Genomic DNA, 25,431 nt, shown 5'->3' on the forward strand with positions numbered 1-25,431 from the left:
CCTGCTCAGTCCGCCCCGTGGCACGAGCGGTACGGACGCTCCGAACCGCACCAGCACGCCGCGCTGCGCGCCGGCGGCCACGGGACGGCGCGCCCACGGGCCGCGAGCGTCGTCGCGTACTGGGGGAGCAGGTCGGGGTCCGAGGGCGACGCGGCCTCCGAGGCGGCGAACGCCTCGTAGGAGGGGACCGTGCCCGTCACGATGCCGAGGTTCGGCGTGCCCGCGGCGTGCAGATCCCGCAACGCGGCCTCCAGACGGGCCAGATGGTCCTCGTGCGAGACGTACTCCTGGGACAGCTCCGGGTAGGCGGTCAGGAGTTCACGCAGCTCGTCCTGCGGCCAGTGCAGTACGGCGACGGGGAACGGGCGGGACAACGCGCTGCGGTAGGTGCCCAGTTCGGCGCGCAGCCGGTTGATCTCCGCCTGGAGCTCACCCGGGTCCGAGGAACCGAGGGCCCACAGGCGCTTCGGGTCGTGCAGTTCGTCGAGAGGGACGGCGGCCGTGTGGAGCGTGTCGGCCAGCTCGTCCCAGGCGTCATGGGCGACGCCCATCAGCCTGCGCACCCGGTGCCGTCCGATGAGCAGCGACTCGGTGGCGTACGGGACTTCCTCGCCCGGCGCCAGGAGGAGCGTCAGCGCGGTCGAGAAGAAGTCGTGGGCCGCCTCCAGCTCGTCGTGCGCCTCGAGCGTCTCCGCGGCGATCTCCCACGGTGCCGCGTCGAGCGGACCTGCGGCGCGGATGCCGTCGATGATCGCGCGGGCCTCCGCCTCGTGGCCGTACTCCCACAGGTTGGACGCCTTGAGCGCCTTGACCCGGTGCGGGTTCTCGACGGGGAAATCGGTGGAGGCCAGCAGTTCGTCGTAGAGCGTGCTCGCGCGGGCACGCTCCCCGGCGAGCTCCAGATGGGCGGCGGCCTGGAGGAACAGCGGTTCGTGGTCCTCGGGATACTGCCCCGCGGTGCGGAGCAGGCGCTCGGCTTCGGTGATGTGGTCGGCAGGCGTGTCGGGGCGCATGGCCACACGGTACTGCGGGACGGGGGTGAGGTGAGAGGGCGCGGTGGGGAGCGCCGGTGAAGGCCGGCGGACGCCGGGGAGAACAGCCGGACCAGGGGACCGGGGGTGTGCGAGCCGGACAGCAGGACAAGCCGATCACGGAGAGCCCCCGCCGGGCTCTGCCCGCCCCCGGCGGCTCCTTCGGACGCCGGACGCCGATCGTGTATAACGGCTGGAGGACACGATCGGACGCGAAGCGAAGGGGGAGGGCCGATGAACGACGACATGAACCGCGTACGCCGGGCGGTCGTCCGCCTCTGCCGCCCCGCCGCCCTCCTCGTCCTGTTCCTGACCGAGGTCCTCCTCGCCGAGGGCGGCAGCCTCTCCGCCGCCGTCGCGCTCGCCGCCACCGCGGCCGCCGGCTCGGCCCTCCTCGTCTGCTCCGTCATCAGCGCACGCTGCGCCGCCCCCGTACCCCGTACGAGAGTGCGCACCGCCATGCGCGACCGGGAGAAGCGCACCGCGTTCCTCCCGCAACGCGACCCCGACGCACGGGGACGCACCAGGCCCCGAGCGCCCGGGGCCGCCCTCCTGACGGCCGCGTAGAGGGCACACCTTCCACGACCTTCTGCGCGGGTCGTCCTGCCGAATCACCACTCCCCGGCACGACGAGACCCCCGGAGGGCTCACCCATGTCCGCGTTCATGTCCGCTTTCGCGAGCCTGGTCGGCGCCTTGGCCGACCTGCTCCAGCCCCTCTTCCAGCACGCGTCCACCGCCGCCGCGATCGTCCTGTTCACCGCCCTCGTACGGCTCGCCGTCCACCCCCTCTCACGGGCGGCGGCGCGTGGGCAGAAGGCCCGCACCAAGCTCCAGCCGCAGATCGCCGAACTGCGCAAGAAGCACTCCAAGAACCCCGACCGGATGCAGAAGGCGCTCATGGAGCTCCACGCGAAGGAGAAGGTCTCACCCCTCTCCGGCTGCCTGCCGAGCCTGCTCCAGATGCCCGCCTTCTTCCTGCTCTACCACCTCTTCTCCAGCCAGAGGATCGGCGGCGAACCGAACTCGCTGCTCGGCCACGAGCTCTTCGGCGCCCCGCTCGGCGAGCGCTGGCACCACGCGCTCTCCGAGGGCGGTCCCTTCGGCCCGCAGGGGCTCGTCTACCTCGGGCTCTTCGTGATCGTCGCCGCCGTCGCCACCTTCAACTACGGACGGACCAAGCGGCAGATGGCGGCGAACCCCATGACGCCGGCCACCGGCCCGGACGGACAGCCCGTCCCCGGCATGGGAGCGATGACGAAGGTCATGCCGCTGATGTCCTTCCTGACCCTCGTCTCCGTCGCCTACGTCCCGCTCGCGGCGGCTCTCTACATCGTCACGAGCACCACCTGGACGGCCCTGGAGCGCGCCTACCTCTACCGGGAGACCCCGGCCGCCGAGGCCGCCGTCGCCCCCGCCGTCTGAGCGTCCCGGGTCCAGTGTGTGAACAGGGTCTTGCGGAGTGATCCGATGTCTTGGAGGATCGGCCAAGCCTTTCGCTGGCCGCAACCCACCGACGGGCTCGATCTCGACCAAGGGGAGATGGACCGTTGAAGCTTCTTCGAGTGGGTCCTGCGGGCTCGGAACGCCCCGCACTGCTTGACCGTAACGGGACCTTGCGTGACCTTTCGGGCCTCGTCCCCGACATCGACGGTGAGCTCCTCGCCGATGCCTCGGCGCTGACCCGGGTACGCGAGGCGGCCCAGACGCCCGACGTTCTGCCCCCGCTCGACGCGAACGGCCTCCGGGTCGGACCGCCTCTCGGGCGGATCGGCAAGATCGTGTGCATCGGGCTGAACTACCACGACCACGCGGCCGAGACCGGAGCGGCGATCCCGGACGAACCGATCCTGTTCTTCAAGGCCCCCGACACCGTCGTCGGCCCCGAGGACACCGTCCTCGTGCCGCGCCGCAGCCGGAAGACGGACTGGGAGGTCGAGCTCGCCGTCGTGATCGGCCGCACCGCCCGCTACCTGGACACCGCCGAGGAGGGGCTGGCGCACGTCGCCGGGTACGCGACCTCGCACGACGTCTCCGAGCGGGAGTTCCAGATCGAGCGGGGCGGCACCTGGGACAAGGGCAAGAACTGCGAGACGTTCAACCCGCTCGGCCCCTGGCTCGTCACCGCCGACGAGGTGCCCGACCCGCAGGCGCTGCCGATGAGGCTCTGGGTCAACGGGGAACTGAAGCAGGACGGCACGACGGCCCAGCAGATCTTCCCGGTCGGCGAGGTCGTGCGCTATCTGAGCCACTTCATGACGCTCTACCCGGGCGACGTCATCAACACCGGCACCCCCGCCGGGGTGGCCATGGGCCGCCCCGAGCCCAAGCCCTACCTCCGTGCGGGCGACGTGGTGGAGCTCGAGATCGAAGGGCTCGGACGCCAGCGCCAGGAACTCGAGGACGCCTAGACGCGGAAGCGGCCGCCGGGAGACCCGGCGGCCGCTTCGGTGGCCTCAGTCCCGCGGACGCGCCGTGAACTGCTCCAGCGCCCGCACCACCAGCGCGTGGTCCTCCGCCTGCGGCAGCCCCGACACCGTGACCGAGCCGATCACGCCCGCACCCTCCACGGCGATCGGGAACGAGCCGCCGTGCGCGGCATACGTGTCCGGGTCCAGCCGCGAGGACTGCTCGAACGTCGTGCCCTTCGCCCGGAAACGCGTCCCGACGAGGTACGAACTCTCCCCGTACCGCTCCACGACCCTGCGCTTGCGGTCGATCCAGGCGTCGTTGTCCGCGCTCGACCCCGGCAGCGCGGCATGGAACATCTGCTGACCGCCCCGCCGGATGTCGATCGCGACCGGGGCGTGCCGCTCACGCGCCAGCTCGACCAGCAGGCCGCCCAGCGCGTAGGCGTCGTCGTAGCCGAAGCGGGGCAGCGTCAGGCGCCGTTCCTGCGCGATCAGCTCGGAGACGGTCGGTGTACCGGTGCTCATGCGTGCTGCTCCTCGTCGTGGTGGGGGAGGAGGGTCACGGACACGCCCTCGCGGGCCGAGCGCCGTGCCGCCTCCAGGACGTCCAGCGCGGCGGCGGCCTGCAGCGCCGTCACCGGGTTCTCGCCCTCGCCGCGCAGGGCGGCGGCCACAGCGGCGTAGTACGCGGGGTAGTCACCCGGCAGCGTGCGGACCGGGTCGCCGCCGCCGGTCAGCGGGGACTCACCGGAACCCACCCGACCCCACAGCTCCTCGGGCTCCTCGCCCCACGGCTCGCCGGCCACCGGACGCGCGCCCTCGCGCAGAGCCGCCTCCTGCGGGTCGAGGCCGTACTTCACATAGCCGGCCTTCGAGCCCAGCGCCCGGAAGCGCGGGCCGAGCTGCGCGGTGGTGGCGCTCGCGTACAGATGGGAGCGCACCCCGTTGACGTGGGTGATCGCGATGAACGTGTCGTCGTCGGCCGCCGCGCCCGGACGGCGCACGTCGGACTCCGCGTACACCTGCACCGCGGGCCCGAACAGGGTGAGCGCCTGGTCGACGACATGGCTGCCCAGGTCGTACAGCAGCCCGCCGATCTCCTCCGGGTCGCCCGACTCGCGCCAGCCGCCCTTCAGCTGCGGGCGCCACCGCTCGAAGCGCGACTCGAAACGCTGCACCTCACCGAGCTCGCCCTCCTCGATCAGGCCGGCCAGCGTCAGGAAGTCGTTGTCCCAGCGGCGGTTCTGGAACACGGAGAGCAGCAGCCCCCGCTCCGCGGCCAGTGCGGCCAGCTCGCGCGCCTCGGCGGCCGTACCGGCGAGCGGCTTGTCCACGACGACCGGAAGCCCCGCCTCCAGCGCGGCCCGGGCGAGCGGGACGTGGGTCTTGTTCGGCGAGGCGATCACGATCAGGTCCAGCTCGTCCGCGCGCGGCCACAGCTCCTCGGGCGAGGAGGCCGGCCGCACGCCGGGGAACTCGGCGCGGGCCTGCGCCTGCCGCTCCTCGTTCGACGTGACGACCGTGTCGAGGACGAGGCCCCCGGTCGCGGAGACCAGCGGGGCGTGGAAGACGGAACCCGCCAGGCCGTAGCCGACGAGCCCGACGCGGAGAGGAGCGTTGGCAGTCATGCGAACCACTTAAGCAACGCTGTTGCCAAAGTGCAAGCGATGGGGACAATGGTGTGGTGAACAGGAGTAACAGCAGGAGCGGCGGGGCGAATCTCCCGTCCCTGCGCCACCACAACGCGTCGCTCGTCCTCGACCTGCTGCGCGTGGCCGGTGAGCAGGGCATCAGCCGGCTGGAGCTCGCCGAGCGCACCGGACTCACCCCGCAGGCCGTCAGCAAGATCACCGCCCGGCTCCGGGCGGAGGGGCTCGCCGCGGAAGCCGGCCGGCTCGCCTCCACCGGGGGCAAGCCCCGCACCGTCCTGCGCCTCGTCCCGGACGCCGGGTACGCCGTCGGACTCCACCTGGACCGCGACGAACTCACCGCCGTCCTCGCCGACCTCTCCGGCACCACGGTCGCGACCCGCACCGTCCCGCTCGACCTCGGAGCCCCGGCCGCCGAGGTCCTCGCCACGGCCGCCCAAGCGGTGCGGACCGTACGGACGGACGCCCCCCGGGCCCCCGGAGCCGCGGCCCCGCAGGTCTTCGGCGTGGGCGTCGCCCTGCCCGGCCCGCTGGACCACCGCGGCGGGGTGCTGCACCGCGTCACCGGCTTCCCGCAGTGGGACGGCTACCCGCTGCGCGACGCCCTCGCCGAGCACGCCGGGCTGCCCGTCGTCGTCGACAAGGACACCAACGCCGCCGCCCTCGGTCTCGCCCTGCGGGAACGGGCCGACGCCGACTTCGCCTACCTCCACCTGGGCACCGGCCTCGGCGCCGGACTCGTCCTCGGGGGAGCCGTGCACCGCGGGGCCCGCACCGGGGCCGGGGAGTTCGGCCACCAGACGCTCCAGCTGGACGGCCCTCCGTGCGGCTGCGGCGGGCGCGGCTGCGTCGAGGCGCTCTGCCTGGCCGCCGACGCACGCGGCGACATCACCGAGGCGGCCCGGGTCCTCGGAGCGGGCGCCGCGAACCTCGTCGGGCTCCTCGACATCGACCGGGTCGTCCTCGGCGGACGTACGGTCGCCGCCCACGAGGACGCCTATGTGAGCGGGGTGCGCGCGGTCATCGAGGAGCGCGCCCGCCGGGAGGGCACCACCACCGTCCCCGTCACCGTGGCAGGAGGCGGCGACCGCCCCGTCGCGGAAGGAGCGGCCCAGCTGATCCTCGCCCCGCTCTTCGGCCGCGCGGGAGAGGACGGCGGCGAGCGGGCGCCGCTGGCGCGGGGCCGGTGAAACGCCACCGGGCGGGGCCGTTCGGGCGGATCCCGACGCCCGAACGGGCGGTACGGGGCGCCGAGCGTTGGCGGTCCCACGCGCGCGCGTGACAGCGTCGTGGGCGGAAACGTACCGCCAGGGCCGTACGTCCGGCCGCGCGTGGCGGTGCCGCCGCCGGCAGACGGCCGCCCGCCCCGGCCGTTCGCGAGCAGCGAAGGGTGGAACCACCGTGTCCAGCAGACCTCCCGTACGGCTGCGCGACGGCCGTGCCCTCACCCGGCTCGGACTGGCCGCGGGGCTGGCCGTTCCGGTGAGCCTCCTCGGAGTCCCGGCCGCCGTCGCCATCCCGGTCACCGTCCCCGCCGCGACCGGAGCCCCGGCCCACGCCGTCGCCGTCGCGGCCCCGGAGTCGCCCGCCTGCGGCGACCCCGACGGCGAGGACTTCCCCATCGAGACGCGGATCCACGGCGGCCCCGACACCTACGCCTCCGGCGGCGGCTACGGGACCTGGTTCCTGGACCTCACCAACACGACCTCCGCGTCGTGCCACTCCATCCACCCCGTCCTGGTGCTCACCGACGAGGACCGGACGCTCACGGCCGAACAGATCCAGCTGGAGTTCACCGAGCGGGCGCACCCCGACGAGGAACACCGGGTGAGCTGGGAGTCCACCGACCGCGACGAGCAGATCGGCGTCTTCGGCGGCGGGGAGCAGGACGACGACTTCCCCGGCTTCACCGTCCCCGCGAGCAGGACCGTCACGGTCGAGGTCCGGATGGCCTTCACCTCCGACACCCGGCCCGGCAGGGTCACGGCCCACGCCGCCATCGTCCAGCGGCGTGCCGCCGGGGACGAGGCCGAGCAGGCCGGCAGCGACGGGGACTGGGTGGGCGAGTCCGCCGCGTACACCTTCGCCGTGGTCGACGGCGGCGTCGAGGCGCCCGGGGACGACGGGGCCGTGACGGACGCGGAAGGCGACCCCGTGCCCGAGCTCGCCCGCACCGGCCAGGCGCGCGCGCTCCGCGGAGCCGGCCTCGCCGCCGTGACGCTCGTCCTTACCGGAGCGGCCGCGGTGCTCTGGTCCCGGCGCCTGCGCGGGGGTCGCCACTGATCCGGTTCGCGGGTCCGTGTGATCAACCGGTTCCGTCCGCCGTGACGTGCAGCCTAGGATCGGGAGCGTCGGCGCTGCACAACGCGGTGCCGCCGGCGTCCAGCACCTCGGTGCACAGCGCGTACGGCAGGAGTCCGTCACATGGCAGAGCGCAAGCCGATCGAATCCTGGCTGACCGACATGGACGGCGTCCTCATCCACGAGGGCACGCCGATCCCCGGGGCCGACGCCTTCATCAAGCGGCTGCGGGATTCCGGACTGCCCTTCCTGGTCCTCACCAACAACTCCATCTACACCGCCCGCGACCTGCACGCGCGCCTCAAGCGCATGGGTCTCGACGTGCCCGTGGAGAACATCTGGACCTCCGCCCTGGCCACCGCCCAGTTCCTGGACGACCAGCGCCCGCGCGGCACGGCGTACGTCATCGGCGAGGCCGGCCTCACCACCGCACTGCACGACATCGGCTACGTCCTCACCGACCACGAGCCCGACTACGTCGTCCTCGGCGAGACCCGCACCTACAGCTTCGAGGCGCTCACCAAGGCGATCCGGCTGATCAACGGCGGTGCCCGCTTCATCTGCACCAACCCCGACGAGACCGGCCCGTCCGCCGAGGGCCCGCTGCCCGCGACCGGTTCGGTCGCCGCGCTCATCACGAAGGCCACCGGCAAGGCGCCGTACTTCGCGGGCAAGCCCAACCCGCTGATGATGCGGACCGGGCTCAACGCGATCGGTGCCCACTCCGAGACCTCCGCCATGATCGGCGACCGGATGGACACCGACGTGCTGGCCGGGCTGGAGGCGGGGATGCAGACCTTCCTGGTCCTCACCGGCCTGACCACGGAGGCCGACATGGACCGTTATCCCTTCCGGCCCTCCACGGTGGTCGACTCGATCGCGGACCTCGTGGACCTGGTCGACCTCCCGATGCCGTGACCCGAGCGGGCTACAGCGGATGCGGGGTGCCCTCCCAGGCGTGAACCTTTCCTCAGGAGGTTTACGATGCGTTCACTGCCCCTCACTTTCTGTGCCGCGATCGTGGCCGGGACGATAGCCCTTCCCGCGTCCGCCGCGTCGGCCGGGTCCAAGACCGAGAACCCCGGTGACGAGAAGCGTTCGGGAACGGTCTCGGTCAGCCCGTCGCGTGTCTCCCCCGGCGGGGAGGTGGAGCTCCGGGTCGACGTCTGCGGCAAGGACAGGTCGGCCCGCGGCAACTCCGAGGCGTTCGCTTCCGAAGCGCGCTTCGAGCCGGCCGACGGCAAGGGCCTCGTCGCCCACGCCAGGATCCGCTCCGACGCCGCACCCGACGACTACGAGATCTGGGTGACCTGCAAGGACGGCCACGGCAAGGCCACCGGCACGGTCACCGTCGTCCATCACGGCCGCCCCTCGCCCGTCGCCCCCGTCCGGGCCGGCGGCGGAGGTACCGCGGTGCTGGCCGAGGAGGCCGCGGCCGACGAGGGCCCCGGCACCCGGCACGCCGTCATCGGACTCGGACTCGGCGCCGTAGCGGCCGTCGCCGTCGCGTTCCGCGGCGCGCGCCGACGCCGCTCGGCGCTCCACTGACATGGCGGCCCCTGACAGCCCCGCCGGAACGGGCCGCCTGCTGACCGGTGTCACCTGGGCCGTTCTCCTGCTGGGCCTGTGGCTGTGGGGCCGTGCCGCCACCGCCGGCAACTCGGCCCCGACGACCGGTGACGTCGCCGCGGTCGGGCGCCCCCTGGGCGTTCCGCTGCCGCCGGCCCACGATCCGCTCGACGGTGCCGCCGTGCCGCAGCGGGTCGAGATCCCCTCCGTCGGGATCGACGCGAGCATCGTGCGGCGCGGTCTCGACGACGAGGGAGCCATCGAGCCCCCGCCGTTCGAGAAACCGAAAGCCGTCGGCTGGTATGCGGAGGGCACCGAACCGGGGGCGGAGGGCGCCGCTCTCTTCGTCGGCCACGTCGACACCGAGACGAAGCCCGCCGTGTTCTACGGACTCAGTGCCGCGAAGCCCGGTGACAAGGTCCGGGTGAGCCGGTCCGACGGCAAGGTCGCCGAGTTCACCGTCGACGACGTCCAGGTCTTCACGCGGGAACGGTTCGACGCGCAGAAGGCGTACGGGCCGCGTGAGGACGGGCGGGCCGAGCTCCGGCTGATCACCTGCGGCGGTACGTACGACCACGCGTCCCGTGCCTACACGGCCAACGTCGTCGTCTCCGCGTATCTGACGGCGGAGAAGTCCACCGGGCGGAGCGCCGGGGCGAGCGGACCGGTGAGCGCGGCGCGGGGCCACGCCTGACGTTCCGCACGGAGGTACCCGCGACGGGGCAGCCTGGCCCGGTCGGCGTCCGCTCCCCCTCGGAGTCGCCGGCCGGGCCGGTCCTCGACCGCGGTGTCCGGGTCGCGGGAGTGGCCCGGACGCGACGCGGGAGGTCGGGTCGTTCACTGACACGACACCATAGGGCGACCCGGCCCGGAGCCCCGAGTGATTACGGCAGGATGTCCGGATCCGGGCGGGAGCGTCCGGAGCCCGGCCCGCCGCGGAATGCGGTCTGCGGCCCCTCCGGTCGACGGCGCGCGGATGTGGAGGCCCTCGCGGCCGGACCGTCCCGGAAGGCTCCGATGCCGCCGTTCTCCGACCCCGGGGGGTCGGATCGCGGGCCGTGCGGCACGAACGCAAGGACGAAACAGGCGGTTCACCCCACATGCGTGCGGTTCTGGTGAATACCGTGAAGAAGGCATACAGGGGTGGCGAAAGGCGACCCCGAGGCGCGCCGTGCGCCGTCGCGCACAGCAGCGAGGCCCCCTCACACTCGGTGAGGGGGCCTCGATGTTGCGTGCGCCGTCAGGGACTCGAACCCCGGACCCGCTGATTAAGAGTCAGCTGCTCTAACCAACTGAGCTAACGGCGCCTGCTGACCTGGAGAACTTTACCGGACTCGGGAGAGTGCTCCTGACCAATTCCTCTCCGTACGGCCTGTCGGATGGTCGTTTTGTCCCTTTAGTCAGTCAACATGAGATACGCCGGGAATGTTGATCCACGGAAGATCTGGACGACTGCCGAAGGGAAGAGTCGCATGACTGTGCCGGTCTTCGAGGAGTACGAACCCCCCGCCGACTGCGGCTGTCCGGGCTGCGCCCGGCAGCGTCGTACGGCCGCGGCGCTGCCCGTGCGCCAGGGCGGCCACCCCGCCGCGCACGGTGCGCGACGTGCGCTGGTCATGGTCACCGCCGCCGGGGTGGTCCTGTCCTGCGGGGCGGGCCAGGCCGCCGCGACCGCCGCCGGCCGGGGCCCGCGCGCCGACACGGCGGTGGACCCCCAGCCGGGCAGCCCGCAGGGCACGGTGGGGCCCCTGAGCGGCAGCGGAGCCTCGGGCCCGCCCTCCGCCCCCGACACCACGCAGCGCACGACGACGCGTACCGACATCATCAGACGCGCCCAGAAATGGGTGACGGCGAAGGTCCCCTACGACATGGCGGCGTACTGGTCGGACGGCTACCGCCAGGACTGCTCGGGCTTCGTGTCGATGGCGTGGAACCTCGGTACGAACGAGTGGACCGGAAGCCTCGCCGCCTTCGGTACGAAGATCGCCCGGGCCGATCTGGAGCCCGGCGACATCCTCCTCTTCCACAACCTGGCGGACCCCTCGGTGGGTTCGCACGTCACGGTCTTCGGCGGCTGGACCGATCACACGCACACCCACTACCTCGCGTACGAGCAGACCAGCCCGCACGCGAGGAAGGCCACGACGCCGATGGCGTACTGGAGCAACTCCTCGAAGTACGTCGCCTACCGCTACAAGGGCATCGTCAGCGGCGCGGGCGGCAGCGGTTCGGCCACCGCGTTCCCCGGCGCCGCGAAGTTCGGCCCCGGGACGAACAACGCGCACGTCACCCGGCTCGGGCAACTGCTCATCGCCCAGGGCGGGAAGCGCTTCTACACGGCGGGGGCGGGGCCGCGCTGGAGCGACGCGGACAAGCGGGCGACGCAGGCGTTCCAGCTCGCGCAGGGGTGGAAGGGCAAGGACGCGGACGGCCTCCCGGGGCCGGGCACCTGGAGCCTGCTGGTCAAGGGGACCGGGCACCGGATCCCCGCGGCCGGGACCGGCAGCACCCCGGGCGGGACCGCGGCGTACCCGGGAAAGAGCTTCTTCGCCTCCGGGCAGTCCAACGACCACGTCCGGGAACTCGGCGTCCAGCTCGTCCGGAAGGGATACGGCACGCACTACGTGACGGGCCCCGGCCGGCGCTGGACGGAGGCGGACCGCCGCAACGTCGAGGCGTTCCAGCGTGCCCAGGGCTGGAGCGGGAGCGCGGCCGACGGCTATCCGGGGCCGGAGACATGGCGGCGGCTCTTCGCGTGACGGCTGCAGTGACGGAACGGACATGACGGAGGCGGGAATGCGATCCACGGAGAACGTGCGGGGCGAGTGGGACGAGCTGGGCGAGCGGGACACGCGGGTGATCGTGCCCGGGCCGGGCACGGGGGACGTGCCGGGACCCGCGGGGACGGAGCACGGGGCCCGGCTCCCGGAGCCCGGCGCGGAGCCGGATCCGGTGGCGGAGTCCACGGCGGCGGTGCCGGACACGATGCCTGTGGCGGGTGATCCTCCTGCCGCGGAGGACGAGTACATCCCGGCCGACCTGGGGCCGGCCCTGGACGCGGTGGCCGTGGTGGGCCCGGCCGCTCCGGTCGAGCTCGACCTCGATCTCGGCGCGGGCCCGGAGCCCGGTCCGCACGGGCCGGCCCCCGATCCCGAACCGGTGCCGGAGCCGGTCCTGCCGGGGGCGGCGCGTGCTCCCGCGTCTCCGGTCGCGGAGCCGGTGAGGGATGAGCCGTCCGACGCGGTGCCGGAGACGGCGCGTGAGGCAGAACCCTCGGACGCGGCACCCGTGGTGTCGGGCTCCCGGAAGACCGTGCCCGGTGCTCCCCGGCCGGCCGGCGACGAGGGGCGTGCCCCGGTGGCGCTCACCGTCGGCGCCGCGGACCCGGTCGCATGGTGGGGCGCCGGGCGACGCCAGCCCGTCATCGCCACCGAGACCACCGCGACCATCCCCGTGCACCTGCTCTTCCGCGACGACGGCCCCGGCGCCACGGCAGCCGGTCCGGGCGGCGCCTCCGCGGGGGCCACCGCCGGGACGGGCGGACGGCGGTCCGGTGACCACCGCCCGCCCGTGCCGCGTTCGCCCCAGGTGCAGGCTCCCACCCGTCCCTCGCCGCTCGCCGACCCCCGGCTCGTCGAGCGGCCGGGCCCCGCGCTGCCCGGCTGGGCGGCGCTGTTCACGGCGGCCACCGGGGTGGCCGCCGGACTCGCCGTGCTGTGGTGGCAGGGCGCGCTGCCCGCCGCCGTGACCGGCCGGATCGGACTCGCGGCGCGCCCCGACCACGGCATCGGGGCCCTGGCCTGGGCGCTGCTCGGCCTGCTGGTGGCCGTGGTGCTCTTCACGTGCTGCGGTCTGGGACGGGGCCGGGCCGGACACGCCTCCGTGCTGACGCTCTTCGGCGGCTACCGGGGGAGTGTCCGGCGCACCGGGCTCCTCTGGATCTCCCCGTTGCTGCGCCGCCGCCGGATCGACGTACGCCTGCGGCACTGGCGCAGTGAGCCGCTGCCCGCCGTCGACGCCGGCGGTACCGCGCTGCGGGTGGAGGTCCTCGTCGTCTGGCGGGTGAAGGACACCGCCCGCGCCGCCCTCGGCGTCGCGGACCACGAGCGCTATCTGCGCGACCAGGTGGAGGCGGCCCTGGCCCGGGTCCTCTCGCAACTGCCCGCCGACGCCTTCCACGAGGACACCCGCACCCTGCGCGACGCGGAGGCGGTGGGCGACGCGCTGACCCGGATGCTGAAGGCGGACTGCGTGCCCGTGGGCGTCGAGGTGTACTCGGCGCAGCCGACCGGCATCGAGTACGCCCCCGAGGTCGCCGCGGCGATGCAGCGGTGCCGGGTGGCGGCCGTCGACGCGAGGCACCGGGACGCGGTGCTGACGTCCGTGGTCGACGCCGTGGACGACACGGTCGGCAGGCTCACGGCGCGCGGCATCGTCGAGCTCGACGCCTACGAGCACAAGGCACTGGTCAGGGACCTGACGGTGGCCTTCTACACCGGCCGGAGCGGCGGGGACGGCGTGTGACCGCTCCCGGCGGCACGGGTACGCGGCGAAACCCGGTCCACATTGGTCTGGACATGTTCATGCCGCGTCAATAATCTGGACTTGGTCTAGACCGCACGAGCGTTGCGCGCAGCACGGCTCAGGACATCCCCAGAACATCCCCCACGTTCTCGAGGAGCGACACAGCATGCGGAAAAGGGCAAGCGCGGCCGTCATCGGCCTGGCGATAGCGGGCGTCTCCATGTTCGCCACCAGCAGCGCCAGCAGTCACGGCTACACGGATTCCCCCATCAGCCGGCAGAAGCTCTGTGCCAACGGCACCGTGGCCAACTGCGGCAACATCCAGTGGGAGCCGCAGAGCGTCGAGGGCCCCAAGGGCTTCCCGGCGGCAGGACCGGCGGACGGCAAGATCTGCTCCGGTGGGAACAGCCAGTTCGCCCAGCTCGACGACCCGCGCGGCGGCGCCTGGCCCGCCACCAAGGTCACCGCGGGGCAGGGCTACAGCTTCCGCTGGCAGTTCACCGCCCGGCACTCCACGAGCGACTTCCGCTACTACATCACCAAGAACGGCTGGGACTCCACCAAGCCGCTCACCAGGGCGGCCCTGGAGTCGCAGCCCTTCATGACGGTGCCGTACGGGAACCAGCAGCCCCCGGCGACGCTGACCCACCAGGGCTCGATGCCCACCCAGAAGACCGGCAAGCACATCGTCCTGGCCGTCTGGAACGTCGCGGACACCACCAACGCGTTCTACGCGTGCTCCGACGTGCAGTTCTGACACGACTCGGCAGGGCACGACGCACAGTGGGCGGTCTCCCGGAAGGAGACCGCCCACTGTGGTGTCTGTGCGCCGTCAGGGACTCGAACCCCGGACCCGCTGATTAAGAGTCAGCTGCTCTAACCAACTGAGCTAACGGCGCCTGCTGACTCGAAAATAATACCTGGTCCTCGGGGGTGCTGATGACACGCGCCCGCACCCCGCCGTGTGACCCCGGCCGCACCTCTCCCCGGGCCCCCTCAGAGGGACAGCGACAGCAGGACCGGCGCCGCGCGCCGGTTCAGGGTGTCCGCCGCGGCACGCAGCCGGTGCGCGTGCTCGATCGGCAGCGACAGCGCCAGACACCCCGCCGACGAGCCCGCCGTCAGCGGGACCGCCGCGCACACCGTGCCCACGGCGTACTCCTGGAGGTCGAGCACCGGCACCGTCGCCGGCTGGCTGTCCAGCTTCGAGAAGAGCACCTTCTCGCTCGTGATCGTCCGCGACGTCAGCCGTGCGATGCGGTGCCGGGACATGTGGTCGCGCCGGCCGTTGCGGTCGAGCTGCGTCAGCAGGCACTTGCCGATCGCGCTGGCGTGCGCGGCCGAGCGGAAGTCCACCCACTCGTTGACGGCGGGCGTGCGCGGGCCGTCGGCCACCTGTGTGACCCGGATCTCCCCGTCCACGTAGCGGCTGACGTAGACCGCCGCGCCGACCGAGTCCCGCAGCTGCACCAGCGTCTGCTGGAGCTTCGCCTCCAGGGCCCGCCTGCGGGCGGTGCCGGAGCCGAGCTCCAGGAGCGAGGGCCCGACGACGTACGCGCCGTCGGCGATCTGCTCGACGTACCCCTCGCGGCGCAGCGTCAGCAGCAGAGGGGCGAGATGCCCGGTGGGCAGGCCCGTCTCCCGGGAGATCCTGGCCGCCGTCACCCCGTCGCCGTGCGTGGACACCGATTCCAGCACCCGCAGGGCGTACTGCACCGAGAGGAACGGAGCCTTCGGCTCGGGCTTCAACGCCACGGTTACCCCTCCAGGGCTCTACCAGGTTGTGACCACAAGCTCACGATCCACGATAGTCGCCATATGGCCGAATTACAGGCCCTGTGGCGGAGTTGGCGGTGCGCCCCGGCCCCGTCAGCTGGGGCGCACCCGCTCGGCATGTGCCAAGGTCATGGGCCGTATGTCAAAGGCAAGGTCACAGCACCGCGTTGAGGAACTCGCGCGTACGTTCGTGTTCGGGGTCGGTGAATATTTTCTCCGGCGAACCGGACTCCACGACCCGTCCCGCGTCGAACATCAGGACCGTCTCCGACACGTCCCGGGCGAAGTTCATCTCGTGGGTCACGCAGAGCATCGTGATGTCGGTGGTCCTGGCGATGTCGCTCAGCAGATCCAGCACCCCGGCCACGAGTTCGGGGTCGAGCGCCGACGTCACCTCGTCGAGCAGGAGGATCTCCGGCCGCATGGCCAGCGCGCGGGCGATGGCGACGCGCTGCTGCTGGCCGCCGGACAGCTGGGAGGGGTGGGCGTCGACCTTCCCGGAGAGCCCGACCAGGTCGAGCAGTTCCCGGGCCCGCGACTCGGCCTCGTCCTTGTCCATGCCGAGGACGTTGACCGGCGCCTCGGTGATGTTCTGGAGGACCTTCATGTTCGGGAAGAGATTGAACTGCTGGAAGACCATCCCGATCTTCTTCCGGGACCGGCGCAGTTCCTTCTCGCCCGCGGGCTTGAGCGAACCGTCCGGCCCGCGTACGTGCGAGAGGGGCGAGCCGTCCACCCAGATCACGCCGTCGCTGACCTTCTCCAGCGTCATCAGCAGGCGCAGGATCGTGGTCTTCCCCGAGCCGCTGGGCCCGATCAGCGTGACGTGCTCGCCGCGCCGCACGCTGAAGTCCAGTTCGTCCAGGACGACGTGGTCGCCGTAGCGCTTGACCACCTTGTCGAACCGGACGAGCGGCTCGACACCGGTGTGCAGGGGGTCCACGGCCGCGGCGGCGGTCTTCTCCAGGGGGGCGGGTTCAGTGGCCAAGGCGCTTCTCCAGCTTTCTCATCAGCAGCGACGTGGGGTAGCTCGCGACCAGGAAGACCAGTCCCGCGAGTGTGAACGCCTCGGTGTAGGCGAAGTGGTCGGCGCCGTAGGCGCGTGCCTCGAAGACCATCTCGTGCACCGTGATCACGGCGAGGAACGGGGTCTCCTTGAACATCGAGATCGCGTAGTTGCCGAGGGCGGGCAGCACGTTGCGCACCGCCTGCGGCAGGATCACCGCCTGCCAGGTCCGGCGGGGCGACATCGAGAGCGCCCGGCAGGCCTCCCACTGGCCCTTGGGCACGCCGTCGATCCCGGCCCGGTACACCTCGGAGGTGTACGCGGCGTAGTGGATGCCCAGCACCACGATGCCGATCGTCAGCGGCTCGACGGAGGTGAAGAGGGCCGCCGCGCCGACCAGCTGGACCAGCAGCGGGGTGGCGCGTACGAACTCCGTCACCGCCTTCACCGGCACCGTCACGAACCGGGAGGGCGCGCGGCCGGCGACCGCCACGGCGAGCCCGAGCACCGCCGCCACGAGCGTGCCGAGCACGGTGGCGAGCAGCGTGACCCGGAATCCTTCGAGCAGCAGGGGAAGGGCGTCCCCGGCCGCGTCCCAGTCGAATGTCCGGTTCACCGGGTACCTCCGGCCGTGGTGACGGCCTCGGCCGTGCGGGTCCTGAACAGGCTGCGCCCGCCGGTGTGGAGACCGAGCCGGCGCTTGGCCGACCGCTCCAGCAGGTTCATCAGCAGGGTCAGCGTGTAGGCGAGTACGAAGTAGACGGCCAGCAGCAGCAGATACGCGGTGAGGGTCTCACCGGTGAGGCTGCGGATGTGCTCGATCGTCGTCATGAAGTCGGCGGCGGAGATCAGCCACAGCAGGGGCGTGCACTTCAGCAGCTGGATCAGCAGGTTGGTGAAGGACGGGATCATCTGCACCCAGGCCTGCGGCATGATCACCTTCCGCATCCGGTGCAGCGGCGTCATGTTCAGGGCCACGGCTGCCTCGTACTGGGCGCGGGGCACGGAGTTGATCGCGCCTCGCACGATCTCGGAGCCGTACGCCCCGTAGTTCAGGCCGAACGCGACGACACCGCAGAGCAGCGGCGTCAGTTCGTAGCCCGTCAGCTGGGGCATGGCGTAGTAGAGCCAGAAGAGCTGGATGTACAGGGAGGTGCCGCGGAAGAACTCCACGACGGTACGGGAGACCCCGCGCACCAGCAGCAGCCTGCTTCCGGCCGCCAGGCCCAGGGCGAACGACAGGAGCAGGGCCAGCAGGGAGCCCAGGACGGTGGCCTGGACCGTGACCCACAGGCCGGCGCCGACCTGGGGCAGTTCGTCGAGGAGAGTGGAGAAGAAGTCGCTCATACGGTGTGGTCCGCCCTCGTCAGCCCTTGCACAGGTCGGCCGTCTTGAGTGTGGCCGGCGGGATCTCCGTGGCGCCGAAGCCGTAGTCCTGGAGCAGTTCGACGTAGCGCGACCTGTCCGAGACGATCTTCTTGAGCTCGCGGTTGAAGGAGTCGCGCAGGTCCTCGTTGCCCTGGCGGAAGACCGCGCCGCCCGGGGAGAACTGCTGCTTGCCGTCCAGCTCGGGGACGAACGCCTCGGTGACCTCGGTGTCCGGATTGGTCTTGGCGAGCCAGCGCAGCGAGATGCCGGTGAGCAGGAAGGCGTCGATCCGGCCGCCCTTGACGGCGTCCGCGCCGTCCTGAGGCTTCTGCAGCGTCTTGATCTTGCCCTCGGCGATACCCGCGCCCTTGGCGTACGAGGCCTCGACCGCGCCGGACATGACGCCGACGGTGATCCCCGCCGCCTTCGCGGACGCCAGGTCGGTGACCTTCTTCGGGTTGCCCTTCCTCACCATCAGGGCAGTGGGGGAGATGAACTCCGGCTCCGAGAAGAGGGCGTTGGCGCAGCGCTCGGGCGTGATCGCCATGCCCGCGCTGACCACGTCGTACTTGCCCGCCTGGAGACCGGGAATGAGGCCGTCCCACTCCGAGAGCGTGGGCTTCAGCTCGTCGACGCCGAGCGCCTTGAATATCTCCCGGTGCAGGGTGGGCGCCTCACCCTTGAGCTCCTTGCCCTCCATGTAGCCGTACGGGGCCTCGTTGGCGTACGCGACCCGTACGAAGCCCTGCTTGCGGAGCTTGTCGAGCGCGCCCTCACCGTCCGCGGCACCGGCGTCGGTCTTGCTGCACGCGGACAGCAGGCCCGGGACGACGAGCAGACCTCCGACAGCCGCGGATCGATTGAGGAAGCCTCGACGGGACAGGTGAGGGAAGTCAGCCATGGTTCGCGGTCTCCTGGAGAAATAGGGGTGTCGAACGGTCCGGACAGGGTGAGCACCTGCCCGATCCGGGACACCTATGCAGCACGCGTCGCCATGTGATCGAACGGTGGCCGGAGGGTGACCTTCCCGTGTCTCGTCATGGGCGGAGGGCGACGGCCGGGTCGCAGGGCGTGTTCCCCGCGCAGTCCGCTTTCATGACTACCCGTTATGTCCGACCATCAGTCCGGGATATCGGTGGAAGGTACGTAACCGCGCCCTATGTCCACCACGTTGGGCAAGGGCTCACCCGCCGACCAGAGTTCGTACATCGAGACGAACTGCTCGCCCAGCCGGTCGCGCCAGCCGGCCGTGTCCCCGCTCATGTGCGGGGAGACCAGCAGGCGGGGCACCTCCCAGAGAGGGCTGCGCGAGCCCAGCGGCTCCTCCTGGAACACGTCGAGCGCGGCGCCCGCGATCCACCGCCGGCGCAGGGCCTCGGCCAGGTCCTCCTCGACGGTCAGTGCCCCGCGCCCCACGTTGACGAAGTGCGCGGAGGGCTGGAGGAGTCCGAAGAAGCGGCTGTCGAACATGCCGCGCGTCGCGTCGGTCAGCGGGGCCGCGCCGATCACCCAGTCCGCCCCTGCCGCCAGCCGGTCCAGGTCCTCCATGCCGTGGATGGTGCGTCGCGCCGTACGCCCGACGAGCGCCACCTGGACGCCGAGAGCGTCCAGCAGCCGCATGATCTCCCGGCCGACGGGCCCCGCCCCGACCACCACGGCGCGGGTGCCGGCGAGCCCGCGGGTCTCCCGGTGGCTCCACCGGTGCTGCCGCTGGAGTTCCAGCGTGCGCGGCAGGTCCTTCGCGAAGGCGAGCACCAGTCCCGCGACGTACTCGGCGATCGGCAGCTCGAAGACGCCCCGGGCGTTGGTGACGACGGTGGGGGAGGCGGCGAGCTCGGGGCAGAGGAGCCGGTCCACCCCGGCGCTCGCGGTGTGCACCCAGCGGGGGCGGGGCCCGTCGCCGGGCCAGGCCTCGCGGACCGCGTCGGAGGTGAAGTCCCAGACGAGCAGCACGTCCGCCCCGGGCAGCAGCCCGGCCAGCGTCCGGCGGTCGGCGTACCGGACGACGGCCCGGCCGGCCAGCCGGCCCAGGCGCGGCGGCGGGTCGGCCTCCAGGACGAGGATCACGGGAGTGGTCATCAGGAATGACCACGCTCGCACCGGGGAACACGCCCGTCAACAGGGCCTCCGCCCTGCGGGAGAAACCGCAGGTCACGTCCGTTGCGGGCGACGACCGGGGGCCGGAAGAGGAATACTTGTCCCTGCAGGGGCAGCGGTGCCGCCGGCGCCCGTGGGACATCCCGAGGGACATCCGGAACGGGAAAGGACGGACATGACGACCGTAGGACTTCTCTACCCGGGCCATGCCGCGGAGGACGACTTCCCGCGGATCGAGGTCATGCTCGACAGCGACATCAGAGTGCCGCTCTTCCACACCGACATCGACGAGGACGCCCGCAGGGTCGAGAACCTCCGTGAGGCGGGCGCGCCCGACCGGCTGAGCGCCGGTGTCGAGGAACTGCGCATGGCGGGCGCCGAGTCGCTGGTGTGGGCCTGCTCGGGCGGCAGCTTCGCCTACGGCTGGGACGGTGCGCACCAGCAGGCGGCGGGACTGGCCAGGGCGGCCGGGCTCCCCGCGTCCAGCTCGTCCGTCGCCTTCGTCCAGGCCGTACGTGAGCTGGGTGCCTCCCGCGTCGCGGTCGCCGCCACCTACTCCGAGGACGTCGCCGCGCTCTTCGCCGGCTTCCTGGAGTCCGGGGGCCTCGAGGTCACCGCCACCCGGGGCAGCGGCATCATCGCGGCGTCCGAGGCCGCCGCCGCCGACGTGGAACTCGTGAAGGAGCTCGCCGTGGCCGGTGACCACCCCGACGCCGAGGTGGTCCTGCTCCCCGACAACGCCCTGCACACCGCCGCGTACGTCCCCGAGCTGGAGGAACTCCTCGGCAAGCCGGTGCTCACCGCCAACCAGGTGGCCGTCTGGGAAGGCCTCCGGCTGGCCGAACGCCGCATCTGGGCACCCACCCTCGGCACACTCTTCGCCACCCGGGAGCCCCCGCTCGGAGCCTCGGAGCCCCGGGGCATCGAGGTGCGGGAATAAGCGGAGTCATCCTCCTGTTTGCACCCTCCGGTACACAGACGCAGCACCGGAGAGGCCGAACACGTGGACGAGAACCGAGGCGACCAGATTCGCGGCACCAAGGGCGGTACGGCCTCCGTGCCCCTCTCCGTGCTCGACCTGGTGACCGTGGGCCAGGGCCGCACGGCCACCCAGGCCCTGCGCACCAGCGTGGACATCGCGAAGCTCACCGAGAGCCGCGGCTTCCACCGCTTCTGGGTGGCCGAGCACCACTCCATGCCCGGTGTGGCCTCCTCGTCCCCCGCCGTGATCCTCGCGCACCTGGCCGCCCACACCGAGCGCATCAGGCTCGGCTCCGGTGGTGTCATGCTGCCGAACCACGCCCCGCTGGTGATCGCCGAGCAGTTCGGGACGCTGGAGGCGATGGCCCCCGGCCGCGTCGACCTCGGCCTCGGACGGGCCCCCGGCACGGACGGCGCCACCGCGGCCGCCCTGCGCCGCACGGACCGGCTCAACGAGGGGGCCGACGACTTCCCGCAGCAGCTCGCCGAGCTGACCCGCTTCCTGGACGACGACTTCCCGGACGGGCACCCCTACGCCCGTATCCACGCCGTCCCCGGACCCGTGCAGGCCACCTCGCCCGGCGGCGTCCAGTCCCCGGCGCGACCGCCGGTCTGGCTGCTGGGCTCCTCAGGCTTCAGCGCCCGGCTGGCCGGTGTCCTCGGTCTGCCTTTCGCCTTCGCCCACCACTTCTCGGCCCGCAACACCGTGCCGGCCCTGGACCTGTACCGGGAGTCCTTCAAGCCCTCAGCGGTCCTCGACGCCCCCTACGCCCTCATCGGGGTCGCGGCGCTGGCCGCCGACGACGAACGCGAGGCCAGGCGCCAGGTGCTCACCGGCGCCCTGTCCATGGTCCGGCTGCGCACCGGGCGCCCGGGCCTGGTGCCGAGCCCCGAGGAGGCGGAGGCGTACGACTTCAGCCCCATGGAGCGCGAGTTCGTCGACGGCTGGCTGAAGGACATCGTCCACGGCACGGCCGACGAGGTACGCACGGGCCTGGACGATCTGGCCAAGCGCACCGGCGCGGACGAACTGATGATCACGGCCAACGCGCACGGGGGCGAGGCCCGGCTGCGCTCGTACGAACTCATCGCCGACGCGTACGGCCTGCCCCGGGCGGACTGACCGCGGTCGGTCCCCGGTCAGCCCTCGGGCGGCCTGGCGCCGATCAGCTCGGCGATCCGTTCCGGCGCCACCGCACGTGAGTACAGCCACCCCTGCCCGGTGTCGCAGCCGATCCGGCGCAGCCGCTCCGCTTGGCCCGAGGTCTCCACGCACTCCGCGGTGACCGTGAGGCCCAGGCGGTGCGCCAGCTGCACCATGGCCTCGACGATCGTCTCGTCCGCCGGGCTGGAGTGGGCGCCGTCCTCGTAGCGGAACCCGCGCACGAAGGAGCCGTCCAGCTTGAGCACGGACACGGGCAGCCGGCTCAGATAGGCGAGGTTGGAGTACCCCGTACCGAAGTCGTCGATCGCGATGCGGATCCCCATGTCGCTGAGTGCCTGGAGCACCCGGAGCGGCCGGCCCGGGGAACCCATGACCGCCGATTCGGTCAGCTCCAGTTGCAGCAGGCCGGGTTCCAGACCGGTCTCGGCCAGGATCTCCGCGACGTCGGCGACCAGGTCCGAGTCCCAGAGCTGCCGCACGGCGACGTTGACGCTGATGAACAGCGCGGGGTCCTCGGGGTGTTCGAGCTGCCAGCGACGGGCCTGGAGACAGGCCGAGCGCAGTACCCAGCGGCCGAGCTGGACGATGGTGCCGTCCTCCTCGGCGATCGGGACGAACCGGCTGGGGGCCAGCAGTCCGAACCGAGGGTGGTTCCAGCGGACGAGGGCCTCCACACCGCGCACGATCCCGTCCGCCATGCCGACCAGCGGCTGGTACTCCAGCGTGAACTCCCCGCGCTCGACGGCGGGCAGGAGGGTGGAGGAGAGCGCCTGCCGGGTCATCCGGTGTGCGTTGCGCTCGGGGTCGAACAGGGTCCAGCGTGCCCGGCCGTCGGCCTTGGCCCAGTACAGCGTGGTGTCCGCCGCCTGCATCAGTGCGGTGGCCGAGGTGTCGGCCGACGACCGCTCCACCACGCCGATCGACGCGGAGACCGACAACCGGTGCCCGGCGACCTCGAACGGCTGCTGGAGGGCGGCGAGGACCGCACGGGCGAGCTCGGTGAGCTGGTGCGTCCCCGACGAGTCCTCGACGAGGATGGCGAACTCGTCACCGCCCAGACGTGCCACGAGATGGCCGCCGGTGCGGTGCCCGTCGGCCTCGGCGCAGTCGGTGAGCCGCCCGGCGACGGCGGCCAGCAACCGGTCGCCCGTGCGATGCCCCAGCGTGTCGTTGACCGCCTTGAAGCCGTCGATGTCCAGATAACAGAGGCCGATCCGGCCGGGCGGGGCCGACGACCCGTCCTGGGCCGACGGGCTGTCCGGCGCCTGCGCGGCGGCCGGTGCCTCCAGGGCGCCCGCCAGCCGCTCGAAGAACAGGGTGCGGTTGGGCAGCCGGGTGACGGGGTCGTGCATCCGCAGATGACGCAGCCGTTCCCGCAACTCGCGCCGGTCGCTCACGTCGGCGACGGACAGCAGGACGCGTTCCGCGCCGCCCGCGGGGTCGCCCATCGGCACGACGGTGACCTCCGCCCACAGGAGCCGGCCGTCGGCGTGCTTGAGCCGCCTGGTGCACCGGAGCCGGGGCCTGGTACCCCGGAGCACCTCGTTGTACGCCCGCCAGGTGGGGCCGTCGGAGGAGAGCCCGACGAGGTCGGCCGCGGGCCGGCCGGTCAGGGACGCCGGGTCGGCGCCGAGCAGCCCGCCCAGCGCGGCGTTCGGCGTGACGATCTGGCCGCGGAGGTCGACGACGGCCATCGGGAGGGCGGCTGCCGCGAACGCGGCACGGTAGTCGCGCAGCTCCGCGAGCCCCGGCCTCGACTGATCACGCTGAGTGACATCCGGTGGCCCGGCGCCGGGGGTCGTGCCCGCTCGGGACGTCGGCCCCTCGTCGGTTCCGCTCACCGCTCGCTCCCGCTGTGCAGATTGTCGTGAACAGGTATGGCCGGGCAGGCGCGTGGAGTGGGACGCCGTCCCAGAGGCGGCAACCACGCAGGAAAGCGAGGTGAAGCATAGAGGGTGGCGCACCGGCCGTTCCAACGCGTCCGCCGTTTCGGGCGGCCGGCACGCGCATGGCCCATGCCTGCCCGATGCCCGCACGTGGCAGGACACAGTCCTACGTTTTGGCCAGAGGTGATCGCTTTTGCGCCGATCTGATGCATTGAGGCTTCCGTGTGAGCGAATGTGACTGTCCGTGTATGTGATCAACCGACCGCGTGTGGAGCGGCCGGGCCCCCACTGACCCGTGTGGGGCAGCACAACAGGGCATACGCCGGCGAATCGGCACAGGGTGAGGAACAGGCCCCGCATTCGCCACCCGGAGGTAGATGTGCCGCGTCAGCACGGAACCGGGGGGCCGGAGAGACCGAGACTGCGCAGCGCGGCGGCTGCCCTCACCTCCCTCCTGGCGCTCGCCGCCACCGGGCTGGTCGCCGGGCCGGCCGTGGCGGCCTCGGGTGACGCGGGACCGTGCGCCCTGCCCAGGACCGGAGCGCACCACTCCCTCGGCCTCGACACCTGGAACGGCGCCTACCCGCGCCCCGAACGCGGTCTCGACGCGGTCATGGTCTTCCTCTCGTTCCCCGACTCCGAGCCCGTGGTGGCCCCGGAGGTCCTCGCCGCCGACTACTTCCCCTCCACCACCCAGTTCTTCCAGCGCGCCTCGTACGGGAAGTTCACCCTGCGCCCGCACCCGCAGCGGCAGTGGACCGCCATGCCCCATCCGTCCACCTGGTACGGAATAGAGCGCGACTGGGACTCCGGGCGCCGCGGCTCCTACCTGCGCGACGCGATCCGGGCGGCCGACGAGCGGACCGACTTCTCCGCGTACGACATCGTCTATCTCGTCGCCGACCCGGACGCGCCGGGTGTGGACTCCGACGCCACCAAGGTCGTCAACTTCGACCGCCCGGTACGCGCGGACGGTACGGACATCAGGCGCGTGGTCACCGTGTTCGAGGAGCACCCGCCGGACCGCAACGTCCTCGCGCACGAGACCGGGCACGTCTTCGACCTGGCCGACCTCTACCACCGGCCGGACGACGGGAAGGGCGACTGGGACACCTACGTCGGTGACTGGGACGTGATGGGCAGCCAGTTCGGACTGTCACCGGACCTGTTCGGCTGGCACAAGTGGAAGCTCGGCTGGCTGGAGGGCGAGGAGGTCGTGTGCGTGCAGGGCTCCGCCGATCTCACGCTGCAGCCCATGGCCGAGGTGCCCGTGCCCGGGGCGTCGGTCGGGACCCGGCTGGCCGTCGTCAGGACCGGCCAGGACAGCGCCCTGGCCATCGAGGCCCGCAGCGCCACGGGCAACGACCGCGCGACCTGCACCGAGGGTGTCCTCGTCTACCGCATCCGCAACGCGACGCCCTCCGGCGGCGGCCCCGTCGAGGTGCTGGACACCCACCCCGAATCGGATGCCTGCTGGGACCGGTCGGTCTACCCGCCGCTCGCCGACGCCCCGCTCCGGGAGGGTGAGCGCTACACCGTCCCCGGTGAGCGCATCCGCATCGAGGTCGCCGACCGGACCCGGTCCGGAGCCTGGACCGTCCGCGTCACCACCGGCGTCTGACCCGGGCGGGCGCACACACGAAGAAGCCCCCTCGCTTCCACGAGGGG

Annotated in this window: 24 protein-coding genes and 2 tRNA genes; 14 read left to right on the top strand and 12 right to left on the bottom strand. The window is 72.2% G+C overall.

Annotated features, from left to right (window positions below; all coding sequences use genetic code 11):
* Positions 1-5: 5 nt before the first annotated feature.
* Positions 6-1,013 (bottom strand): SEC-C domain-containing protein, encoded by a 1,008-nt coding sequence (locus IA22_RS0100890; protein WP_014156079.1) that lies wholly within the window; start codon positions 1,011-1,013, stop codon positions 6-8.
* Positions 1,014-1,265: 252 nt separating this feature from the next.
* On the opposite strand from IA22_RS0100890, the gene IA22_RS0100895 reads away from it, so the two are divergent.
* The 3 genes from IA22_RS0100895 to IA22_RS0100905 all read left to right on the top strand — a co-directional run bounded on the left by IA22_RS0100895 (position 1,266) and on the right by IA22_RS0100905 (position 3,441).
* Positions 1,266-1,598 carry a DUF6412 domain-containing protein gene (locus IA22_RS0100895; protein WP_014156080.1) on the top strand — a complete coding sequence of 111 codons (333 nt, stop codon included), beginning with the start codon at positions 1,266-1,268 and terminating at the stop codon, positions 1,596-1,598.
* 86 nt (positions 1,599-1,684) lie between these two features.
* Entirely contained in the window at positions 1,685-2,455 is a 771-nt protein-coding gene (locus IA22_RS0100900; protein ID WP_014156081.1) for a YidC/Oxa1 family membrane protein insertase, read from the top strand.
* A 125-nt stretch (positions 2,456-2,580) separates the two neighbouring features.
* Positions 2,581-3,441, top strand: a complete 861-nt coding sequence (locus IA22_RS0100905; protein ID WP_015577302.1) for a fumarylacetoacetate hydrolase family protein — start codon at positions 2,581-2,583, stop codon at positions 3,439-3,441.
* Between the two features lie 45 nt (positions 3,442-3,486).
* On the opposite strand, the gene IA22_RS0100910 is transcribed toward IA22_RS0100905, so the two are convergent.
* Both IA22_RS0100910 and IA22_RS0100915 read right to left on the bottom strand, forming a co-directional pair.
* Positions 3,487-3,966, bottom strand: a complete 480-nt coding sequence (locus IA22_RS0100910; RefSeq protein ID WP_030122446.1) for a heme-degrading domain-containing protein — start codon at positions 3,964-3,966, stop codon at positions 3,487-3,489.
* On the bottom strand, positions 3,963-5,069 hold the full coding sequence (locus IA22_RS0100915) for a Gfo/Idh/MocA family oxidoreductase (RefSeq protein WP_014156084.1): 1,107 nt from the start codon (positions 5,067-5,069) through the stop codon (positions 3,963-3,965). The genes IA22_RS0100910 and IA22_RS0100915 overlap by 4 nt, the downstream gene beginning before the upstream one ends.
* 56 nt (positions 5,070-5,125) lie before the next feature.
* Here IA22_RS0100915 and IA22_RS0100920 point away from each other — a divergent pair, with 56 nt between their 5' ends.
* The 5 genes from IA22_RS0100920 to IA22_RS0100940 all read left to right on the top strand — a co-directional run bounded on the left by IA22_RS0100920 (position 5,126) and on the right by IA22_RS0100940 (position 9,654).
* Positions 5,126-6,280 carry an ROK family transcriptional regulator gene (locus IA22_RS0100920; protein WP_037814690.1) on the top strand — a complete coding sequence of 385 codons (1,155 nt, stop codon included), beginning with the start codon at positions 5,126-5,128 and terminating at the stop codon, positions 6,278-6,280.
* Between the two features lie 211 nt (positions 6,281-6,491).
* The gene (locus IA22_RS0100925; protein ID WP_030122448.1) at positions 6,492-7,373 is read left to right on the top strand and encodes a hypothetical protein; all 882 of its coding nucleotides are present in this window, start codon (positions 6,492-6,494) and stop codon (positions 7,371-7,373) included.
* 141 nt (positions 7,374-7,514) lie between these two features.
* A complete protein-coding gene (locus IA22_RS0100930) occupies positions 7,515-8,309 on the top strand; it encodes an HAD-IIA family hydrolase (protein WP_014156087.1) in 795 nt (264 codons plus the stop codon).
* A 66-nt stretch (positions 8,310-8,375) separates the two neighbouring features.
* Positions 8,376-8,939: a hypothetical protein gene (locus IA22_RS0100935; RefSeq protein ID WP_014156088.1), complete on the top strand. Its 564-nt coding sequence runs from the start codon at positions 8,376-8,378 to the stop codon at positions 8,937-8,939.
* A 1-nt stretch (position 8,940) separates the two neighbouring features.
* On the top strand, positions 8,941-9,654 hold the full coding sequence (locus IA22_RS0100940) for a class F sortase (RefSeq protein ID WP_030122449.1): 714 nt from the start codon (positions 8,941-8,943) through the stop codon (positions 9,652-9,654).
* Positions 9,655-10,193: 539 nt separating this feature from the next.
* Here IA22_RS0100940 and IA22_RS0100945 read toward each other — a convergent pair.
* Positions 10,194-10,267, bottom strand: a tRNA-Lys gene (locus tag IA22_RS0100945).
* A 165-nt stretch (positions 10,268-10,432) separates the two neighbouring features.
* Between IA22_RS0100945 and IA22_RS0100950 the strand changes: the two genes are divergently transcribed.
* The 3 genes from IA22_RS0100950 (at position 10,433) to IA22_RS0100960 (ending at position 14,241) form a co-directional block, all read left to right on the top strand.
* Positions 10,433-11,719: a peptidoglycan-binding protein gene (locus IA22_RS0100950; protein WP_030122450.1), complete on the top strand. Its 1,287-nt coding sequence runs from the start codon at positions 10,433-10,435 to the stop codon at positions 11,717-11,719.
* Positions 11,720-11,756: 37 nt separating this feature from the next.
* Positions 11,757-13,484 carry an SPFH domain-containing protein gene (locus tag IA22_RS0100955; RefSeq protein WP_030122451.1) on the top strand — a complete coding sequence of 576 codons (1,728 nt, stop codon included), beginning with the start codon at positions 11,757-11,759 and terminating at the stop codon, positions 13,482-13,484.
* A gap of 166 nt (positions 13,485-13,650) precedes the next feature.
* Complete coding sequence (locus IA22_RS0100960; protein ID WP_014156092.1) at positions 13,651-14,241, top strand: lytic polysaccharide monooxygenase auxiliary activity family 9 protein; 591 nt, start codon at positions 13,651-13,653, stop codon at positions 14,239-14,241.
* 68 nt (positions 14,242-14,309) lie between these two features.
* Here the strand turns inward: IA22_RS0100960 and IA22_RS0100965 are convergent.
* The 7 genes from IA22_RS0100965 to IA22_RS0100995 all read right to left on the bottom strand — a co-directional run bounded on the left by IA22_RS0100965 (position 14,310) and on the right by IA22_RS0100995 (position 19,713).
* A tRNA-Lys gene (locus IA22_RS0100965) sits at positions 14,310-14,383 on the bottom strand.
* A 97-nt stretch (positions 14,384-14,480) separates the two neighbouring features.
* Entirely contained in the window at positions 14,481-15,239 is a 759-nt protein-coding gene (locus tag IA22_RS0100970) for an IclR family transcriptional regulator (protein WP_015577294.1), read from the bottom strand.
* A gap of 175 nt (positions 15,240-15,414) precedes the next feature.
* On the bottom strand, positions 15,415-16,248 hold the full coding sequence (ehuA, locus tag IA22_RS0100975) for an ectoine/hydroxyectoine ABC transporter ATP-binding protein EhuA (RefSeq protein ID WP_030122452.1): 834 nt from the start codon (positions 16,246-16,248) through the stop codon (positions 15,415-15,417).
* Complete coding sequence (gene ehuD / locus IA22_RS0100980) at positions 16,238-16,882, bottom strand: ectoine/hydroxyectoine ABC transporter permease subunit EhuD (protein WP_014156095.1); 645 nt, start codon at positions 16,880-16,882, stop codon at positions 16,238-16,240. Before ehuD ends, ehuA begins: the two co-directional genes overlap by 11 nt.
* Positions 16,879-17,613, bottom strand: coding sequence for an ectoine/hydroxyectoine ABC transporter permease subunit EhuC (gene ehuC, locus IA22_RS0100985; protein ID WP_014156096.1), 735 nt, complete (start codon positions 17,611-17,613; stop codon positions 16,879-16,881). Before ehuC ends, ehuD begins: the two co-directional genes overlap by 4 nt.
* Before the next feature lie 19 nt (positions 17,614-17,632).
* Positions 17,633-18,535, bottom strand: coding sequence for an ectoine/hydroxyectoine ABC transporter substrate-binding protein EhuB (gene ehuB / locus IA22_RS0100990; protein WP_015577292.1), 903 nt, complete (start codon positions 18,533-18,535; stop codon positions 17,633-17,635).
* A 218-nt stretch (positions 18,536-18,753) separates the two neighbouring features.
* Positions 18,754-19,713, bottom strand: a complete 960-nt coding sequence (locus IA22_RS0100995; RefSeq protein WP_030122453.1) for a D-2-hydroxyacid dehydrogenase — start codon at positions 19,711-19,713, stop codon at positions 18,754-18,756.
* Positions 19,714-19,906: 193 nt separating this feature from the next.
* Here IA22_RS0100995 and IA22_RS0101000 point away from each other — a divergent pair, with 193 nt between their 5' ends.
* Together IA22_RS0101000 and IA22_RS0101005 are read left to right on the top strand one after the other, a co-directional pair.
* On the top strand, positions 19,907-20,671 hold the full coding sequence (locus tag IA22_RS0101000) for a maleate cis-trans isomerase family protein (RefSeq protein WP_030122454.1): 765 nt from the start codon (positions 19,907-19,909) through the stop codon (positions 20,669-20,671).
* Positions 20,672-20,734: 63 nt separating this feature from the next.
* The gene (locus IA22_RS0101005) at positions 20,735-21,835 is read left to right on the top strand and encodes an LLM class flavin-dependent oxidoreductase (RefSeq protein WP_014156101.1); all 1,101 of its coding nucleotides are present in this window, start codon (positions 20,735-20,737) and stop codon (positions 21,833-21,835) included.
* Between the two features lie 17 nt (positions 21,836-21,852).
* Here IA22_RS0101005 and IA22_RS0101010 read toward each other — a convergent pair whose 3' ends face one another.
* Positions 21,853-23,718 carry a putative bifunctional diguanylate cyclase/phosphodiesterase gene (locus tag IA22_RS0101010; protein ID WP_030122455.1) on the bottom strand — a complete coding sequence of 622 codons (1,866 nt, stop codon included), beginning with the start codon at positions 23,716-23,718 and terminating at the stop codon, positions 21,853-21,855.
* Between the two features lie 424 nt (positions 23,719-24,142).
* Between IA22_RS0101010 and IA22_RS0101015 the strand changes: the two genes are divergently transcribed.
* Positions 24,143-25,384 carry a M6 family metalloprotease domain-containing protein gene (locus IA22_RS0101015; protein WP_014156103.1) on the top strand — a complete coding sequence of 414 codons (1,242 nt, stop codon included), beginning with the start codon at positions 24,143-24,145 and terminating at the stop codon, positions 25,382-25,384.
* Positions 25,385-25,431: the final 47 nt, after the last annotated feature.

It is taken from the genome of Kitasatospora papulosa (assembly GCF_000717245.1).
In the GTDB taxonomy this organism is placed as follows: Bacteria; Actinomycetota; Actinomycetes; order Streptomycetales; family Streptomycetaceae; genus Streptomyces; species Streptomyces papulosus.